We start from the raw sequence: 16056 nt of genomic DNA on the forward strand, positions 1-16056 counted from the left end.
CGCCGGCGGACGCCCCGTCCCGGTTCCTCCCGGCCCTCCGCCCGCTCCCCGACCCCGCCTCAGCTCGACCGTTGGAGCCCACCATGACCGCACCCGTGCCCGTCACCATGTCGGCGACCCTCGCCGCCGACGAGGCGCTGGCCCGACGGCGCTGTGCCGGGGAGCAGGTTCTCTCCCTGGCCAGCGGTGAGATCGGCCTGCCCGTCCTGCCCGCGTTGCGGGACCGGCTCGCCGCGGCGGCGGACCGCAACTCCTACGGCTCCGTGTCGGGGAGCCCGGCGCTGCGGTCCGCGGTCGCCGGCTACTGGGAGCGGCGGAACCTCCCCGTCGACCCCGCTCTGGTGGTCTGCGGTCCGGGCAGCAAGCCCCTGTTGTTCGCCCTGCTGCTGGCCATCGGCGGCGATGTGGTGGTGCCGGTGCCGAGCTGGGTCAGCTACGCGGCGCAGGCCCGGCTGGCCGGGGCGCGGCCGATCCCGGTGCCCACCCTGCCGGGCGAGGGCGGTGTGCCCGACCCGGCGGCGCTGGGCGAGGCGGTGGCCCTCGCCCGTGCCGCCGGGCGGAACCCGCGGTGCGTGGTGGTCACCCTGCCCGACAACCCCACGGGCACCGTGGCCGCTCCCGGCACGGTCGAGCGCCTGGCGCGGGCCGCCCGGGACCTGGACCTCGTCATCGTCTCCGACGAGATCTACTGCGACCTGGTCTTCGACCCGGCGGACCGTGCGGTGTCCCCGGCCGCCTTCGCGCCGGAGCGGACCGTCGTCACCACCGGTCTCACCAAGAACCTGGCGCTCGGCGGCTGGCGGTTCGGGGTCGCCCGGCTGCCCGACGGCCCGCTCGGGCGCGAGGTGCACACCCGGCTGGTCGGCATCGCCAGCCAGATCTGGTCGAGCACCGCGGCTCCCGTGCAGGCCGCCGCGGCTCATGCCTTCGGCGAGCCGCCCGAGGTGGTCGCGTACGTCGCCGCCGCGCGGCGGTTGCACGAGGCGGTGGTGCGCACGGTGGCCGAACGGTTCACCGCCGTGGGCGCCGAACTGTCACCGGTGCGGGCCACCTGCTACCTCTACCCGGACTTCGAGCCGCTGCGGGAACACCTCGCCGGAGCCCACGCCGTGCACGGCGGCGAGGCTCTCGCCACGCTCCTCGCCGAACGGTACGGGGTGGGCGTGCTGCCCGGAACCGCCTTCGGCGAGCCCGAACACTCGCTGCGCATCCGGGTCGCCACCAGTCGGCTCTACGGCGAGACCGATGCCGAGCGCTTCGAGGCCCTGGCCGCCGCCGACCCCACCCGACTGCCCTGGATCAAGGCCTCGTCGGACCGCATCACCGAGGTCCTGACCGATCTCGCCGGTCCCGGCCGGCCCACCCCCTGAAGACGCCACCACCCACCAAGGAGGGCCCTCACCACCATGTCCATCCTCTTCGAATGCGAGTACAAGGGTCTGCGGTACGCCGGTGTCGGCATACCGGCCCCCGGCCGGCCCCACGTCCTGTACCGGGTGCCCGAGGACCGGGTGCGCGACGCCGTGATCGCGGGCGGCGGGCCGGAGGCGGTCCTCGCCGCCGTGACCGAGGGCGCCGAGACGGTCGAGGTGACCACCGGCGACCCCGAACTGCGGTTCCTCCCGCCACTGCTGCCCACGACCACCAACAACGCCCTGATCAACGGCTTCATGGGCACCCACCGCTCCAAGTTCGACCACGACCCCGCCCCCGACGAGGAGTTCACCCCGCCGAACTACTACCTCAAGGGCTTCGGCTCCTGGCTGCGCATGCCGGACGAGCCCCTGATCACCCCGGCCGAGCCCCTCTGGCTGCTCGAGGAACCGGAGGTCGCCCTGGTCTACGTCAACGACGACGACGGCGTGCCGCACTACGCCGGCTACACCTTCGGCAACGACCTCAACGACATCGGGCTGCACCGGAAGAACCCGTGGGCCTGGACGCCGTACGCCAAACTGTGCGAGACCTCGCTCACGCCCTGGCTGTTCCTGGACGAGCCGCCCCGGACCGTGACCGGACGGGTCACCGTCGAACGGGACGGCGCTCCGGCCTGGGAGGGCGACTTCTCGTGCGGCGGTGACTCGCTCTACCACCGGATCGAGGACATGACCGCCCACGTCCTGTCGTACCCGCTTCTGCGCCGGCCGGGCCTGGTGAACTACCTGCTGCTCGGCGCCGACAAGGCCACCTTCCACGACGGGTTCCGGATCGAGGACGGCGACCGGATGGTCATCGACGTGACCAGCCACGGCGTCGTGCTGGCCAACACCGTGCAGTGTGGTCAGACGGCCGCGGCCGACTCGCGGCGAACGGCCTCGAGGTAGCCGGAGATGGCTTCCCTGCTGCGCAGCAGGCACTCGATGCGGTCGGTCATGCGCTGGCGCTCGCCCTCCAGGGTGGCGATCGTCTCCGACGTGGCGTCGGAGACGTGGATGGCCCGGGGGTCGTTGATGCAGGGCAGGATCTGCTTGATGATCCGCGTGGGCAGGCCGGCGTCCAGCAGACCTCTGATCTGCAGGACCCGGTTCACACAGCCCTCGGGGTAGTCCCTGTAGCCGTTCGGCGCGCGGTCGGCGACGAGCAGTCCCTGCTCCTCGTAGTAACGCAGCAGCCGACGTGGGGTTCCGGTCCGCTCGGAAAGCTCTCCGATCCGCATGTGACCCACCTCATTCGCACGAGCTTGACATTCACACCGATGTGAGGGTTCGAGGATACAACCATGTCAACATCCCAGACAGAGCTGCTGAGCACCTCCGCTCCAGCAGCAGACAATCGGAAGCTGCCCCTTTCACCGCTTCTGGCTCTGGCCACAGCAGCCTTCATGGGGATTCTGACCGAAGCACTCCCGGCGGGCGTGCTCCCCGAGATGGCACGGGACCTGTCGGTCAGCGAGTCCGCGATGGGCCAGGCACTGACGGTCTACGCCATCGCCACCGGCGTCGCGGCCATCCCCCTCTCCGTCACGACGGCGGCCTGGCGGCGCAAGCGGCTGCTCCTGCTGGCCGTGACGGCGTTCGCGGTGGCCAACACGGTCACCGCCCTGTCCTCCAGCTATCCCCTGACGATGGCCTTCCGCCTCATCGCCGGTGTCGCCGCCGCCGCGGTCTGGGCCGAACTGGTCGGATACGCACGGCGACTGGCACCTCCGCACCTGCAGGGCAGAGCCATCGCCATCACCATGGCGGGTGTCCCGCTCGCCCTGTCGCTGGGTATCCCGCTCGGCACCTTCCTCGGCGGCCTGTTCGGCTGGCGCCTGACGTTCGGCCTCGTGACGCTGGTCTCCGTGGCACTGCTCGGATGGATCACGATGTCGGTCCCGGACGCCCCGGGCCAGCGGCCCGGAGCCCGCGAGCCCATCCTGAAGGCCCTGTCCCTTCCCGGGGTCGCAGCGGTCCTGTTCGTGGTCGCGGCCTACGTGCTGGCCCACAACATCCTCTACACCTACATCGCGACCTTCCTCGACGCCTACGACATGGGTGGCTCCCGCGACATCGTGCTGCTCGTCTTCGGCATCGCGTCGGTGGTGAGCATCTGGATCACGGGTGCTCTGGTCGATCGCAAGCTGCGTCAGCTCACCATCGTCAGCAGCGCTCTGTTCCTGGTCGCCTCCGTCCTGCTGGCGGTACTGGCTGACAACATGGTCGTGGTCTATGCGGCGATGGTGCTGTGGGGTCTGGGATGGGGAGGCGTCACCACCCTCCTGCAGACGGCGGTCACCGACGCGGGAGGCGACCGAGGACAGGCCCTGCTGGTCACCACGTGGAACTCGTTCATGGCCGGCGGCGGCGCGGCCGGCGGCATCCTCCTGGACGGTCTCGGCCCCAAGTCGTTCCCGTGGAGCGTCCTCGCCCTCATGGCCCCGGTACTCATCGTCGTGGTCGCTGCCCGCAAGCACGCCTTCCCCTCCGTCCGCCCGGGGGCCGAGTGAGACATCGGGCGCCTGCTCGGGGCGCCGGACGATCCCACGGCCTGCACTCCTCGGATTCGTCGGACCGCTGACGAAAGAGCACCCCATGAGCGCGCCACGCAGAGGAGTTCGATCTCGCCATCCCCCGCCGGGACGCTCCGTGCGCGGCGCTGACGAAGACCCCGTACCCAGCACTTGTGGGTACGGGGTCTTCCCGCGTGGGTGCGAGGAGAGGCAACGGCCGCAGGCGGGGGCGGCGGTCAGCCGTCGGCGGACTCCATGACCCAGCCCCGCCGGATCGTCCACACCCGGCCGTCCGACGTCGCGCCGCGCATCCCGTCCAGCACTCCCGGTCCGGCGGCGGTCACCAGACGCGTGTCCCCCGCGGACGCGAAGCCGAACGTGCGGCGCGGGTCCCAGTCGGTGCTGTGCCGCAGGCGACGGCTCAACTGGGCCCAGCCGACGGGCGCCGCGGCCACCACCCAGGCGTCCGGCGCCACACCGGTCAGCCGGCGGGCCTGCCGCAGCCAGGAGGCAGCCTCCTCCGGCCAGTCGACGACCGCGGCGAGCCGTCCGCCGCGTTCCTGCCAGGCGTCGGCGAACGCGAGGGCGGCGGCCCTCGACGCGGCGTCCCGGCCGTGCCCCAGGGCGACGCTGCCGCCACGGACGCCGCAGTCCTCCAGCAGTGCCAGCAGGCGCGCGAGCTCGCGGTCGGTGTGCGGGCGGGGAGCGGGCCAGGGCCCGTGGTCGGCGAGTGCGGCCGGGTCCAGCCGTGGTGAGGGCTCACTCATGACGGCTCCCCCTTCCGCCATGCCCGGTGGCGGAGGGGCAGGCAGACCGCGCACGGCCGGTACCCGGCGGCGAGGGCGGTGGCCTCGTCCGCGAAGAACACGCGGTGGCGTACGTAGTTCCCGCGGGCGATGTGCCGCAGAGCGGACGGACAGTCCAGCCGTCCGTAGATACGTCCGCGCCGGTAGCCACCGAACCGGCCGGGCACGCCGCTGCGGTACGGCCGGCCGTCGCCACCGATCAGCGTGTGACCGCGAGCGGTCGCCGTCGCGGGGGCCGTGTCGTCGAGCCGTCGTCTGTCCACGGAGGCACTGTGCATCATTCCGGGCGGCCGTACCAGCGGTATTCGGACGTCGACCGCGCCGCCGTCCCCTTCCTTGCCGGCGTCCGGTCGGGGTCCCCCGGACGGGTGAGGCGGGTGTCGCTGTCAGCCGGCGCGCAGGGGGTTCGGGAGGGGCAGGTAGCGGGCGTCCGCGCCGGCCGCGCCGGTCCAGCGCAGCAGCAGATTGGTCTTGCCCGGCAGGGTGGGCGCGGTCAGCAGGGCGGGGATCTCGGGCAGATCGTGCCGGGCGAGTGCGCGGCGGGCGGCGGGCCACGGGTCGAGGCCGGGACGGTGGTCGCCGAGGGCGCCGGCGATCTCGGTGAGGTGATTGACGACCAGGCAGTACACCAGCCGTTCCCAGCCGGCGGCACGGGAGACGTCCGGCAGCACCTTGGCGCCCTCGGCGTCCCGGAACAGGGCCTGCACGGGCGTACCGGACGCGTCGACGGCGACGAGGGTGTTCTGGAGGTGGGCCTCCAGGACGACCCCGTGGTCGCCGAACGCGGTCAGGACGGGCGGTACGACCTGTCGCAGGTACGCCTCCCACCAGCCGGCCGGGTCGGCGGTGGCGGCCAGCGGGCTGCCGTCGAAGCCCTCGGCGAGGCCCGCGGCGAGCAGCGGGGTGGCGCCCGGCACGAGGTGGCCGCGCAGCCCGTCCCGGACCAGCACGGCCAGCTCCTCGAAGGCGAAGGCGGCGGTGCGGTAGCCGCGGTCGCTGAGCCAGGCCGCGGGCGGGCCCATCGCCGCGAAGGCGCGCCCGGCGGCGCTGTCGGTACGGCGGAGTCCGAGCAGGTCATGGCGCCACAGCCGGCGGATGTCGTTGGTGATGCGCACGTCCAGGCTGAACTTCAGGAACAGGTCGCGGCCGGGTTCGTACACCGTGCGGACCGCCGCCGTGGGCCGGACGTCGAACGTGCTCGTGCCGAGCCGCAGCAGGCGGCCGTCGGCGAAGGCGGGGGCGAGGTCACGGGCGGCCAGGTCGAGCTGCCAGGGGTGGGCGGGCAGCAGCCGGTAGCCGGGCGGGGCCGTGCCGAGGGCGTCCAGTGCGGTCGTGTCGCCCTCCTCGGCCACCTGGTCCTCGCGGACGCCGAGCAGCACCAGCGGGAAACGGGCGTGCGCCTCGGGCGCGTACGGCAGCCAGGACGCGGCAGGGCCGCCACCGCGTGCCTTGGGGGCCGGGTGGTGGGGGTGGCCGGTGAGCAGCGACTGCTCCGAGCGCAGATACGGGTCGGCGGGGGGTGTGGCCCGCTCGCGGGCGGCGAGCAGGGCGGCGACCGTGTCCCGGCTGTCGATCATCTCGGCGGGCAGGTCGCCGCCGGGCAGTCCGGTGTGCCGGCGCAGCTCCTCGGCAACCAGTTTGACCAGCTCGGTGTGGCCGATCCGGCGCCAGACCCCGGCCGTGCGCACCTCGGGGTCGGCGGGGCGGCGCCCGGCCCGCACCCGCAGCAGCCGCCCGCCCGGCAGCCGGTGGACGCGCCGGTCCCCGGTGTCCGCGAGCGGTTCGGCCACCTCCCGCAGGAGGCAGTTGAGCAGGGGCGCTGCCGCGTACGCGTCGGCGCGGCGGCCGGTCTCGCCGGTCTCGCCGGCGGAGGGGTGTGAGGTCCACGCGTTCTCTTCGTCCGTCGTCGTCCGTCGTCGTCCGTAGTCCCTGGTCCGCCCGGCGCCCGTAGTCCCTGGTCCGTCCGGCGCCCGTGGTCCACGGTCCGTCCTCCATGGTCCGTCGTCCGGCGGGGCCCGGTGGCGGCGTCCCCCCGCACGCCGGTGCGCCATCGGTAGCCGGTCGCGATCAGTATGGCTGTCGTCCCCGACAATGGTGCCGTGCCCCGCGTACCCGAGGAGCCGCCCGTGGACCGTCCCGCGACCACCGAGACCGAGGTCGCCGACGAGCTGGCCGCCGTCCGGCCCGGCCTGCTGCCCCGGTACGCGGCGGAGCTGCCGGGTGCCCGCGCCGCCGTGCTGACGCGCCTGTGGCGGGCGCTGGTCCATGAGCCGCTGCCGTGGCTCACCGGCCGGACGCCCGGGCCGCACGGCCTCGCCCTGCGCCTCGCCGACGGCCGCACGCTGCACGGCCCGCACGCGGACCCGTACGCCACGAGCGCGTACGTCACGGCGGTCCGCCTCGGCCGGGAGCGGCACGTGGATCCGGCGGCTCTGATGACCGCGCTCGGGGTGCCGCACGCGTCCCCCTTCGCGGCCGAACTGGCGCACAGCGTGGCGTCGCTGGCGCTGTCCCGGGCCGGCGCGGATCACTCGAAGGAGTGGCCGGCGCAGGACTGGGAGTGGGAGCAGCGGGTCGTCGACGGGCATCCGTTCCACCCCAACTGCCGCGCACGGCCCGGTTTCTCGGTGGCGGACCAGTTGGCGTACGGCCCGGAGCACGGGCCGGTGGTGGAGCTGGGGACGGTGCCGGTGCCGGCGGACCGGTGCCTGGTCTCCGGTGACTGGCCGGCCGAACTGCGCGACGGGGAGAGGCTGCTGGTGCCGGTGCACCCCTGGCAGGCCGAGCGGGTGCTCCGGGGGCCGTACGACCGCTGGCGCCCGGCCCGTCCGCTGATGTCGCTGCGCACGCTGGCACTTCCCGGTGGTCCGCATGTGAAGACCGCGCTCAGTGCCCGGCTGACGTCGTCGGTGCGGGACATCTCCGCGTACTCGGTTCAGGCCGCCGCGGTGCTGTCGTCGCTCGGTGAGGAACTGGCGGCGCGTACGGACGGTCTGCTGCACGTGACCCGGACCCTGGGCGCGGTCACCGCCGGCTCGCCCGCACTGGCGGCGCTGCTGCGGGAGTCACCCGAGGCGTACACGCGACCGGGTGAGCGCGTGCTGCCGGTGGCAGCGCTCTCCGGTACGGCCCTGCCCGGTGATCCCGCCTGGATGACCGCGTTCACCCGGCTGGCGCTCACGGTGGGCCTCGGGCTGCTCGACCTCGGGGTGGCCCTGGAGGCCCACGGGCAGAACCTCCTGGTGATCCTGGCCGCCGACGGCAGCCCCCGGCGGCTGGTCTACCGGGACCTCGCCGACATCCGGATCAGCCCCGCCCGGCTGGCCCGCCACGGCGTCCCGGTGCCGGACCTGTCCGGCCGTCTGATCACGGACGACGCGACCGCCCTGCGCCGCAAGCTGTTCGGCTCCCTGGTGGCGGGGGCGCTCGCCGGCACCGCGGGTTCGGGTCCGGCTCTGGCCGCCGCCCTGCGGGACGCTCTCCCCCACCTGCCGCACACCCCGGATCTCGCGGCCCTGCGCGACGACCCGCTGCCCGCGAAGGCGCTGACACTGATGCGCCTCTCCCCCGACCGCACCGGCGACATCTGGGCGGCGCTGCCCCCGCCCTGCTCGACGGCGTTCCCGGCGCTGAGCTGATGTCGCGTCCTGGTGGGTGGCTGGAAACCGCGTTGGCCTCGCGGCCGCCGCCCGATGGTGTACCCCTGAGGTGCCAGCGCGGTACGAGGCCCTGCGCCACCAGGTGCCGGAGTGGTTCCGGGACGATCCCGGGGGGCCGGATCCTCACGGACCCGGCGCTGATCCGTGACGCCAGTCGCCGGAGCACCACCGTCCGACGGAGCGGTGACGGCGGCCCGTTCGAGGCCCTGTGGGCACGGCTGCGGGCCGCGCTCCGGCCGGTCCCGGCCGGTGTGGTGTCGGCCGGGCGCTACCTGTGGTGCCTGCGCGACCCGGTGCGCTTCCCCGACGGCCGCCTCGGTCTGTACGACCGGATCGTGCCGCCCCGGGCTCGTCGCCCGGCGTGGTGGTCCTGCCGCTGGCCGGCCCCGAGGAGAGGGTGGTGCTGATCGAGCACCACCGCCACGCGACCAGGAGCCGGCACTGGGAGGTGGTGCGGGGCTTCGGGGATCCGGGGGCCACGCCCGGGCAGAACGTCACCCGCGAGCTGAGGGAGGAGATCTCCGCCACGCCGACCGGGGTGATCCCGCTGGGGGAACTGCACCCGGACAGCGATCTGTTGAGTCACAAGGCCGCCCTGTACGCGGCGCGTGTGGACGGGGTCGGCGACGTCGAGCAGGGCGAGGCGATCCGCCGGGCGATCACGGTGACCGGCGGCCGAGGCGGAGGAGATGGTGGCCGACGGACGGATCACCGACGGCTTCACCGTCGCCGCGTTGTACCGGGCCCGTCTGGCGGGGGTGTTCGGGGCGGAGGCGGTGGGCGGCGGGTCGTGAGCGTGGCCGGGCACCGGGTGGCGACGGCCGCCCGGCGTTTTGGAGTCCGGCCGGTCTGATCAATAGGATCCGGCGATGATCAGAAGACAACGGCTGGCGGCGGGAGTCTGCGCTCTGCTCGCCGCCCTGACGGCCGGGATCGCGTTCCCCGCCGGAGCGGTCGCCGACGAGACGGAGCAAGCCGCTCCCAAGGTCGAACTGGTGCTGGACGTCAGCGGTTCCATGCGTACCCGCGACATCGACGGCGGCACCCGGATGGCCGCGGCGAAGCAGGCGTTCAACGAGGTGCTGGACGCGACCCCGGAGGAGGTCCGGCTCGGCATCCGCACCCTGGGCGCCAACTACCGCGGCAACGACCGCAAGGAGGGCTGCAAGGACACCGAGCAGCTCTACCCGGTCGGCCCGCTGGACCGGACCGACGCGAAGACGGCCGTGGCCACGCTGGCACCGACCGGCTGGACGCCGATCGGGCCCGCGCTGCTGAAGGCGGCGGCCGACCTGAACGGCGGTGACGGCACCCGCCGTATCGTCCTGATCAGCGACGGCGAGGACACCTGCCAGCCGCTCGACCCGTGCGAGGTGGCACGGGAGATAGCCGCCAAGGGCATCGGGCTGACCATCGACACCCTCGGCCTGGTGCCCGACGCGAAGACCCGCGACCAGCTCAGCTGCATCGCGGACGCGACCGGCGGCACCTACACCTCCGTGCGGCACAAGGAGGAACTGACCGACCGCGTCGGGGATCTGGTGGACCGGGCGGCCGACCCGGTGGTCACGCCGGTGGCGACCGAGGGCGCGGCGCAGTGCGCGAAGGCGCCGGCACTGAAGTCCGGGCTGTACACCGACCGTGAGGAGTTCGGGCAGCAGCGCTGGTACCGGGTGGACGTCGAGCCCGGCCAGGAGCTGCGCGCCTCGGTGAGCGTGGCCGACGACCGGGCCGTCCACCCCGACTACGGTGTGCTGCTGCGGGCGGTGACCGTGCACGGACGCGAGATCGTGCGCGGCGAGGCCGCCGGCACCGGCCGGACGGACACCGTCTCCACGGGCCTGCGCTATCCCCGGCCGGACAGCGACGACGACGCGCCGGCGGAGACGGTGTGCCTCCAGGTCACCAACTCATTCTCGGCCGCCACGGGCGTGAAGACCACGCCGGGCCTGCCGCTGGAGCTGACCGTCGACGTCGTGGACGGGCCGTCGGGCCACCACGACGTGGCCTCCTTCGGGCTCGGCCGCGGCTGGTGGCTGCTGGGCGCGCTGGTGCTGGCCGGCTTCCTCGCCGGTCTGCTGTGGGGCTGGCTGTCGCGCTGGCGGGTCGCCGTCTGGAGGACGAACTGATGCGTATCACACGTGTGCTGGGCGCCGCGCTGCTGGCGCTGGGGCTGGCCGCCGGGCCGGCCGCCGCCGACTCCTCGCCGTCCCCGGGCGCCTCCGACGACGGCAAGGCGCCCACCCGGGCGGGCACGTCGTTCCGTACGGCGACGGAGATCGAGCAGGGGCAGCGGGCCACCGCGTCCGGCTCCGCCGGTGACTACCTGTACTGGTCGTTCCCTGCGGACACCGGGCGGCGTCCCACCGTCCGGGCGACCGTGAAGCTGCCCGGCACGCACGGCCCCCAGGCGTGGCAGCTCGACGTGTACGACGGGCTGCGGCGCCGGCAGGCCTGCCAGTACGGCGCCCAGACCCGCACCGCGGCGCAGGGCACCGGTTCGGTCGAACTGGCCTGTGTGCTGCGCACGGTGCGCGGCTGGTCGGAGCCGTGGGCCAACGACCCGCTGCCGGGCACGTACTACGTCCGGCTGACCGTGGTGGACCTCGGCGCCTCCGACCTCGGGCAGCCGGTGAGCGCCGAGGTGCGCGTCGACACCAAGGACATCGGCGGCGCGGCCGCGGTGGACGGTTCGCTGGGCAAGCCGCTCGTCCCCGGGATCGCCGTCGAGGCCGGTGACGAGGACGGTTCGAAGGCGGCGGTGCTGTCCAGCTTCGGTTCGGACGACGGCTGGTCGTCGGGCTGGTGGTCCGACCGCTGGGTGTGGACCGCGATCGGCGGCATGCTGGCCGCGCTTGCCGGTGTCGGCGGATATGTGCTGACGCGCGGACCGGGACGGCCGTCCCGGGTGCCGCCGAACGTCTGATCCGCTCATGTGAAGGCCCGCCCACCGGCGGGCCTTCACTGTGCGGCCGGGGTCCGGGTGACGTCCGGAGGCGGCGTCCGTTCACGCCTGTCGGAGGGCTTCGGCGAGGGTGCCGTCGCCGGTCACCGTCACCCGTCCGTCCCGTACCGCGTCTGCCAGGCCCAGCTCTCCCCGGGCCAGGGCCTCGCAGGTCGCCGCGTCCATCGTCAGCCGCGCCGCGGGCTCCCCGGGAGCGGGCCCGTCGCCGTACACCGGCCCGGTCGGGGCGCCGACCCGCAGGTGGAAGTCGCCCTCCTCCAGGTGTACTTCGACGGTCCCCTCGCCCTCCAGCGCGCGCAGCAACGGCAGCGCGAACCAGTGCGCGCGGACCGCGTCGGTCGGGCGCCGCTCCCCCAGTTCGGCCTCGCCCCAACTGCCCAGCGCCTGCAACACCGGCAGCAACCGCCGCCCGCGGTCCGTGATCTCGTACACGTACGCCGCGCCCGGCGGGGGCAGCCGCCGCCTGGTGGTGAGCCCGTCCCGTTCCATGTCCCTCAGCCGGGAGGCGAGGACGTCCGTGCTCACGCCGGGCAGGTCGGCGTGCAGGTCCGTGTAGCGGCGGGGGCCGGCGAGCAGTTCCCGGACGATCAGCAGGGTCCAGCGGTCGCCGACGAGGTCGAGCGCGCGGGCCGCGGAGCAGTACTGGTCGTAGCTTCGGCGAGGTGGCATGCGACGCAGTCTAGACATGTTGTTGGACTTTCCAAGCTCGCACTTGGTAAAACCAAGTAACACGAGTTCCCGGAGGGGCGCATGGAGTTCCGGCAGTCGAACAAGCTCAGCGAGGTCTGCTACGAGATCCGCGGCCCGGTGATCGAGCACGCCAACGCGCTGGAGGAGGCGGGGCACAGCGTGCTGCGCCTGAACACCGGCAACCCCGCGGCCTTCGGCTTCGAGGCGCCGGAGGAGATCGTCCAGGACATGATCCGGATGCTGCCGCAGGCCCACGGCTACACGGACTCCCGCGGAGTCCTCTCCGCCCGCCGCGCGGTGGCCCAGCGCTACCAGACCCTGGGCCTGGACGTCGGCGTGGACGACGTGTACCTGGGCAACGGCGTATCGGAGCTGGTCACCATGGCCGTCCAGGCCCTGGTAGAGGACGGCGACGAGATCCTCGTCCCGGCACCGGACTTCCCGCTCTGGACGGCCGTCACCACCCTGGCCGGCGGCAAGGCCGTGCACTACCTGTGCGACGAACAGGCCGACTGGAACCCGGACCTGGCCGACATGGCGTCGAAGATCACCGACCGGACCAAGGCCGTGGTCATCATCAACCCCAACAACCCCACCGGCGCCGTCTATCCCAAGGAGGTCGTCGAAGGCATCCTCGACCTCGCGCGCCGGCACGGCCTGATGGTGTTCGCCGACGAGATCTACGACCAGATCCTGTACGACGACGCCGTCCACCACTCGGCCGCCGCACTCGCCCCCGACCTGGTGGTCCTCACCTTCTGCGGCCTGTCCAAGACCTACCGCGTGGCGGGCTTCCGCTCCGGCTGGCTGGTGGTCACCGGCCCGAGGCAGCAGGCGAAGAACTACCTGGAGGGCCTGACCATGCTGGCCTCCATGCGGCTGTGCCCCAACGCGCCCGCCCAGTACGCCATCCAGGCCGCGCTCGGCGGACGCCAGTCCATCCGCGACCTGACCGTGCCCGGCGGCCGGCTGCACGAACAGCGGACCGTGGCCTGGGAGAAGCTCAACGAGATCCCCGGCGTGTCCTGCGTCAAACCGAAGGGCGCGCTGTACGCGTTCCCGCGCCTGGACCCCAAGGTGCACCGCATCCACGACGACGAGAAGTTCGTCCTGGACCTGCTGCTGCGCGAGAAGATCCAGGTGGTCCAGGGCACCGGCTTCAACTGGCCCTCCCCCGATCACTTCCGCATCCTCACCCTGCCGTACGCCGACGACCTGGAGGCGGCCATCGGCCGGATCGGACGGTTCCTCAGCGGGTACCGGCAATAGCCGCCTGGCCCGTTTCGCGCGTATGTGCGAAGATCACCCCGTCGACGACCGGGGGGTTTCACGCGGAACGCGTCCACAAGCCGTCGGTGCGCGCCTGACCAGCGCCGCACCGCCCACCCCTGGTTCCGACTTCGGCACAGAAGGCACACCAGGGGGAGCAGAGTGTTCTCGTACGGATTCCGCCGCGCCGCCGTGGCCCTGCTGAGCGCGGCGCTCCTCGGCGTCACGGCTCCGGCGGCGCGGGCCGCGGCGCCCGCGCCGCCCGGTCCCACCGCCGGGCGGGAGGCACGGCAGGCGGCACAGTTCTGGACGGCACAGCGCATGGCCGGGGCACGGCCGCTGGACACGGCACGGCAGCCGTCGTCGGCGCCGGGCCGGCCGGCCGCGGCGCGCAGGCCGCAGGGCACGCTGTTCAAGGGCACCCGGCTGGTCGGGACCTTCTTCGGTTCCGACGGGCCGCGCGGCACCACGTGGCACTGCACCGGCAGTGTGATCGACACCCGGGCGCGGAACATCGTGCTCACCGCGGCCCACTGCGCACTGAACATGAAGGGCGACTACATCTTCGTCCCGAAGTTCGTGAAGGGCGCGGACCCCGGCCGGCAGCCGTACGGCATCTTCCACATCCAGCGGATCTTCATCGACCCCCGGTACACGCCCGACCGCGGCTCGACCACCACCAAGAAGGTCTCCTCCGACCTGGACACCGCCTTCGCGCGGGTCTCGGCCAACCAGAACGGGAAGTCCCTCCAGGACGCGGTCGGCGGCGGACTGACCTTCACCCGGCCCTCCGGCTACACCCACCAGAAGGTCACCGTCGTCGGCTACCCCTCCCACCGGCACAACAGCGCCGGTCGCGCCGTGCGGTGCACCGTCCCCACCACACAACTCCGCGGCTACCGGCAGATGTCGATGACCTGCGGCGGCTACTACGGCGGCGTCTCCGGCAGCCCCTGGATCACCGACTACAAGGAGGACGCCCGCGCCGGGCACGTCATCGGCAACCTCGGCGGCTACAACGGCGGCGGCAACGACGCGAACGTCGACTACATCAGCTATGCCACGGCCTTCGGCGCCGACGCAGCGAACCTCCTCGCCGACGCCGTCGCCGACCACGCGCCGCCCGCCGACCTGCCCCCTTATCCGGGCCTGAAGGGCAGCCTGCCCGGCGGCGCGGCACGCTGGCGCAAGGCCACGCTCATGGCCTGCGGCGACTACACCGGCGACGGGCGCGGCGATCTCCTCGTCGTCCACTCCGACGGCGCCCTCACCCTGCACCCCGGGGACGGCAGGGGCGGGTTCCGCGCCGAGAAGCAGCTACGGAAGGCCAACTCCACCTGGACCCACGCCCGGAGCCTCACCGGCGGCACCTTCACCGGCGACGGCCGGTCCGGCCTGCTGGTGCGCTGGTCCGACGGCGGGGTCACCCTCTACCCGGCCCCCGGCCCCGCCGGCCCGGGCCGCGAGATCCGGATGGCACCGCCCGGCTCCGCCTGGAAGAACGCCGCCCAGCTCACCACCGGCGCCTTCCACGACGGCCCGGACGGCCGGAGCGGCACCGACCTGCTGGTCCGCCGGGCCGACGGCGCTCTCACCCTGTATTCCGGCACCGGTACCGGCGGCTTCGGCCCCGCCACCCCGCTCCGCGCGGCGAACAGCACGTGGACCAGGGCCGCCCTGCTCACCGGCGGCGGCTTCGGCGGCACCGGCGTCGCAGACCTGTTCGTGCGCTGGACGGACGGCGCGCTCGACACCTACACCGACACCTCCGCCGCGGGACCCGGCACCGCGGCCCGGGTGCGCGGCCCGAACAGCCTGTGGCAGCACGCCCAGGTGCTGACCGCCGGCGACCTCACGGCCGACCACCGCGCCGACGACCTGGTTGTCCGCTGGTCCGACGGCGAGACCACCCTGTACGCCGACACCGGCACCAAGGCCCTCGGCACCGAGTACACCCTGGTCCACCCCGGCACCTGACCGCACGGCAGAGCACCACACCGCACCACAGGCACCACACCCAGGGGGAACGATGCGAGCGACGATCCGACCGGCCGGCGGCCCCGCCGTACTCACGGCAACGCTGGCGCTGGCGCTGACGGCGTGCGGCACCACCACGACGGCCGCACCGGATGCCACCGCGCCGCCCACCACCTCACCGTCCGCCACCGCGCCACCGTGCCGGACGGCCGCACTCACCTGGACGCTGTCCCTCACCGGCGGTGGCACGGGCGAGGACGACGGCCGGCCCAACGCCCGGCTCACCGCCGTCAACAAGGGCCCCGGCAACTGCGCGTTCGCGGGATACCCGGGGCTGGAGATCCACCAGGGCAAGGCGGACGGCATCGAGGGTGCGGGAGACGGTCACCCCGCCTCCCTCACCCTGCCCGGCAGGGCGGCCGTGGCCGTGGACCTCCGCTACACGCCCCGCGGCACGAAGGGCGCCGGCACCTGGTGCGTACGGCAGAACGAGGCCGTGGTGCGGGCACCGCACGACACCCACGGCACGGTCGTCCCCGTCACGGACGAGCACCGGCGTCCCGCCACGATCGACGCGTGCGGGGAGACCCTCGCCATGGCCGCCCCGCGCCGCGCGCCCGCCGGGACCTGAGGACGGCCGTACCGCCGGCGCGGCCCCGGGGGCGTCGGCCGGGGCCGGCGAGGACGGCACGAGGACGACGGCGAGGACCACTCCTCGCCGGGACGGAGCCGGGCAACGGCCGTCCGGCGCGGTCCGTC

At 73.7% G+C, this 16056-nt stretch carries 14 protein-coding genes and 1 pseudogene; 10 read left to right on the forward strand and 5 right to left on the reverse strand.

The window, feature by feature from the left end; genetic code table 11:
• Window positions 1-83: 83 nt before the first annotated feature.
• Together D9753_RS06860 and D9753_RS06865 are read left to right on the forward strand one after the other, a co-directional pair.
• Window positions 84-1370: a pyridoxal phosphate-dependent aminotransferase gene (locus tag D9753_RS06860; protein ID WP_205614072.1), complete on the forward strand. Its 1287-nt coding sequence runs from the start codon at window positions 84-86 to the stop codon at window positions 1368-1370.
• 36 nt (window positions 1371-1406) lie between these two features.
• On the forward strand, window positions 1407-2324 hold the full coding sequence (locus D9753_RS06865) for a fumarylacetoacetate (FAA) hydrolase (protein ID WP_121786193.1): 918 nt from the start codon (window positions 1407-1409) through the stop codon (window positions 2322-2324).
• Here D9753_RS06865 and D9753_RS06870 read toward each other — a convergent pair.
• Window positions 2282-2656 carry a MerR family transcriptional regulator gene (locus D9753_RS06870; protein ID WP_121786194.1) on the reverse strand — a complete coding sequence of 125 codons (375 nt, stop codon included), beginning with the start codon at window positions 2654-2656 and terminating at the stop codon, window positions 2282-2284. The two genes, D9753_RS06865 and D9753_RS06870, sit on opposite strands and share 43 nt — an antisense overlap.
• A gap of 63 nt (window positions 2657-2719) precedes the next feature.
• Here D9753_RS06870 and D9753_RS06875 point away from each other — a divergent pair, with 63 nt between their 5' ends.
• Entirely contained in the window at window positions 2720-3928 is a 1209-nt protein-coding gene (locus tag D9753_RS06875; protein WP_121786195.1) for an MFS transporter, read from the forward strand.
• A gap of 239 nt (window positions 3929-4167) precedes the next feature.
• Here the strand turns inward: D9753_RS06875 and D9753_RS06880 are convergent, their stop codons facing one another.
• The 3 genes from D9753_RS06880 to D9753_RS06890 form a co-directional block, all read right to left on the reverse strand.
• Complete coding sequence (locus D9753_RS06880) at window positions 4168-4698, reverse strand: ABC transporter substrate-binding protein (protein ID WP_121786196.1); 531 nt, start codon at window positions 4696-4698, stop codon at window positions 4168-4170.
• Entirely contained in the window at window positions 4695-5000 is a 306-nt protein-coding gene (locus tag D9753_RS06885) for an Ada metal-binding domain-containing protein (RefSeq protein WP_240468066.1), read from the reverse strand. The genes D9753_RS06880 and D9753_RS06885 overlap by 4 nt, the downstream gene beginning before the upstream one ends.
• A gap of 123 nt (window positions 5001-5123) precedes the next feature.
• Window positions 5124-6536, reverse strand: a complete 1413-nt coding sequence (locus tag D9753_RS06890) for an IucA/IucC family protein (protein ID WP_394346801.1) — start codon at window positions 6534-6536, stop codon at window positions 5124-5126.
• A 327-nt stretch (window positions 6537-6863) separates the two neighbouring features.
• Here D9753_RS06890 and D9753_RS06895 point away from each other — a divergent pair, with 327 nt between their 5' ends.
• The 4 genes and pseudogenes from D9753_RS06895 (at window position 6864) to D9753_RS06910 (ending at window position 11322) form a co-directional block, all read left to right on the forward strand.
• The gene (locus tag D9753_RS06895; RefSeq protein ID WP_121786198.1) at window positions 6864-8375 is read left to right on the forward strand and encodes an IucA/IucC family protein; all 1512 of its coding nucleotides are present in this window, start codon (window positions 6864-6866) and stop codon (window positions 8373-8375) included.
• A gap of 421 nt (window positions 8376-8796) precedes the next feature.
• A pseudogene (locus D9753_RS37715) lies at window positions 8797-8898 on the forward strand (NUDIX hydrolase); the annotation flags it as partial.
• Between the two features lie 367 nt (window positions 8899-9265).
• On the forward strand, window positions 9266-10525 hold the full coding sequence (locus tag D9753_RS06905; RefSeq protein WP_121786199.1) for a VWA domain-containing protein: 1260 nt from the start codon (window positions 9266-9268) through the stop codon (window positions 10523-10525).
• The gene (locus tag D9753_RS06910; protein WP_121790940.1) at window positions 10525-11322 is read left to right on the forward strand and encodes a hypothetical protein; all 798 of its coding nucleotides are present in this window, start codon (window positions 10525-10527) and stop codon (window positions 11320-11322) included. Before D9753_RS06905 ends, D9753_RS06910 begins: the two co-directional genes overlap by 1 nt.
• An 81-nt stretch (window positions 11323-11403) precedes the next feature.
• Here the strand turns inward: D9753_RS06910 and D9753_RS06915 are convergent, their stop codons facing one another.
• Window positions 11404-12030 (reverse strand): winged helix-turn-helix transcriptional regulator, encoded by a 627-nt coding sequence (locus tag D9753_RS06915; protein WP_121786200.1) that lies wholly within the window; start codon window positions 12028-12030, stop codon window positions 11404-11406.
• Between the two features lie 81 nt (window positions 12031-12111).
• Here D9753_RS06915 and D9753_RS06920 point away from each other — a divergent pair, with 81 nt between their 5' ends.
• The 3 genes from D9753_RS06920 (at window position 12112) to D9753_RS06930 (ending at window position 15928) form a co-directional block, all read left to right on the forward strand.
• Window positions 12112-13320 carry a pyridoxal phosphate-dependent aminotransferase gene (locus D9753_RS06920; protein ID WP_121786201.1) on the forward strand — a complete coding sequence of 403 codons (1209 nt, stop codon included), beginning with the start codon at window positions 12112-12114 and terminating at the stop codon, window positions 13318-13320.
• 162 nt (window positions 13321-13482) lie between these two features.
• On the forward strand, window positions 13483-15297 hold the full coding sequence (locus D9753_RS06925) for a trypsin-like serine peptidase (RefSeq protein ID WP_240468068.1): 1815 nt from the start codon (window positions 13483-13485) through the stop codon (window positions 15295-15297).
• A gap of 52 nt (window positions 15298-15349) precedes the next feature.
• Window positions 15350-15928, forward strand: coding sequence for a DUF4232 domain-containing protein (locus D9753_RS06930; RefSeq protein WP_121786202.1), 579 nt, complete (start codon window positions 15350-15352; stop codon window positions 15926-15928).
• Window positions 15929-16056 lie beyond the last annotated feature (128 nt).

The sequence above is a fragment of the Streptomyces dangxiongensis genome, assembly GCF_003675325.1.
GTDB lineage: Bacteria > Actinomycetota > Actinomycetes > Streptomycetales > Streptomycetaceae > Streptomyces > Streptomyces dangxiongensis.

What these genes read in the sequence shown, in the direction of transcription:
- D9753_RS06870 (WP_121786194.1), bottom strand. Translation starts at nt 2,656, where the DNA reads ATGCGGATCGGAGAGCTTTCCGAGCGGACCGGAACCCCACGTCGGCTG.
- D9753_RS06910 (WP_121790940.1), top strand. Translation starts at nt 10,525, where the DNA reads ATGCGTATCACACGTGTGCTGGGCGCCGCGCTGCTGGCGCTGGGGCTG.
- D9753_RS06930 (WP_121786202.1), top strand. Translation starts at nt 15,350, where the DNA reads ATGCGAGCGACGATCCGACCGGCCGGCGGCCCCGCCGTACTCACGGCA.
- D9753_RS06880 (WP_121786196.1), bottom strand. Translation starts at nt 4,698, where the DNA reads ATGAGTGAGCCCTCACCACGGCTGGACCCGGCCGCACTCGCCGACCAC.
- D9753_RS06875 (WP_121786195.1), top strand. Translation starts at nt 2,720, where the DNA reads ATGTCAACATCCCAGACAGAGCTGCTGAGCACCTCCGCTCCAGCAGCA.
- D9753_RS06865 (WP_121786193.1), top strand. Translation starts at nt 1,407, where the DNA reads ATGTCCATCCTCTTCGAATGCGAGTACAAGGGTCTGCGGTACGCCGGT.
- D9753_RS06860 (WP_205614072.1), top strand. Translation starts at nt 84, where the DNA reads ATGACCGCACCCGTGCCCGTCACCATGTCGGCGACCCTCGCCGCCGAC.
- D9753_RS06905 (WP_121786199.1), top strand. Translation starts at nt 9,266, where the DNA reads ATGATCAGAAGACAACGGCTGGCGGCGGGAGTCTGCGCTCTGCTCGCC.
- D9753_RS06915 (WP_121786200.1), bottom strand. Translation starts at nt 12,030, where the DNA reads ATGCCACCTCGCCGAAGCTACGACCAGTACTGCTCCGCGGCCCGCGCG.
- D9753_RS06920 (WP_121786201.1), top strand. Translation starts at nt 12,112, where the DNA reads ATGGAGTTCCGGCAGTCGAACAAGCTCAGCGAGGTCTGCTACGAGATC.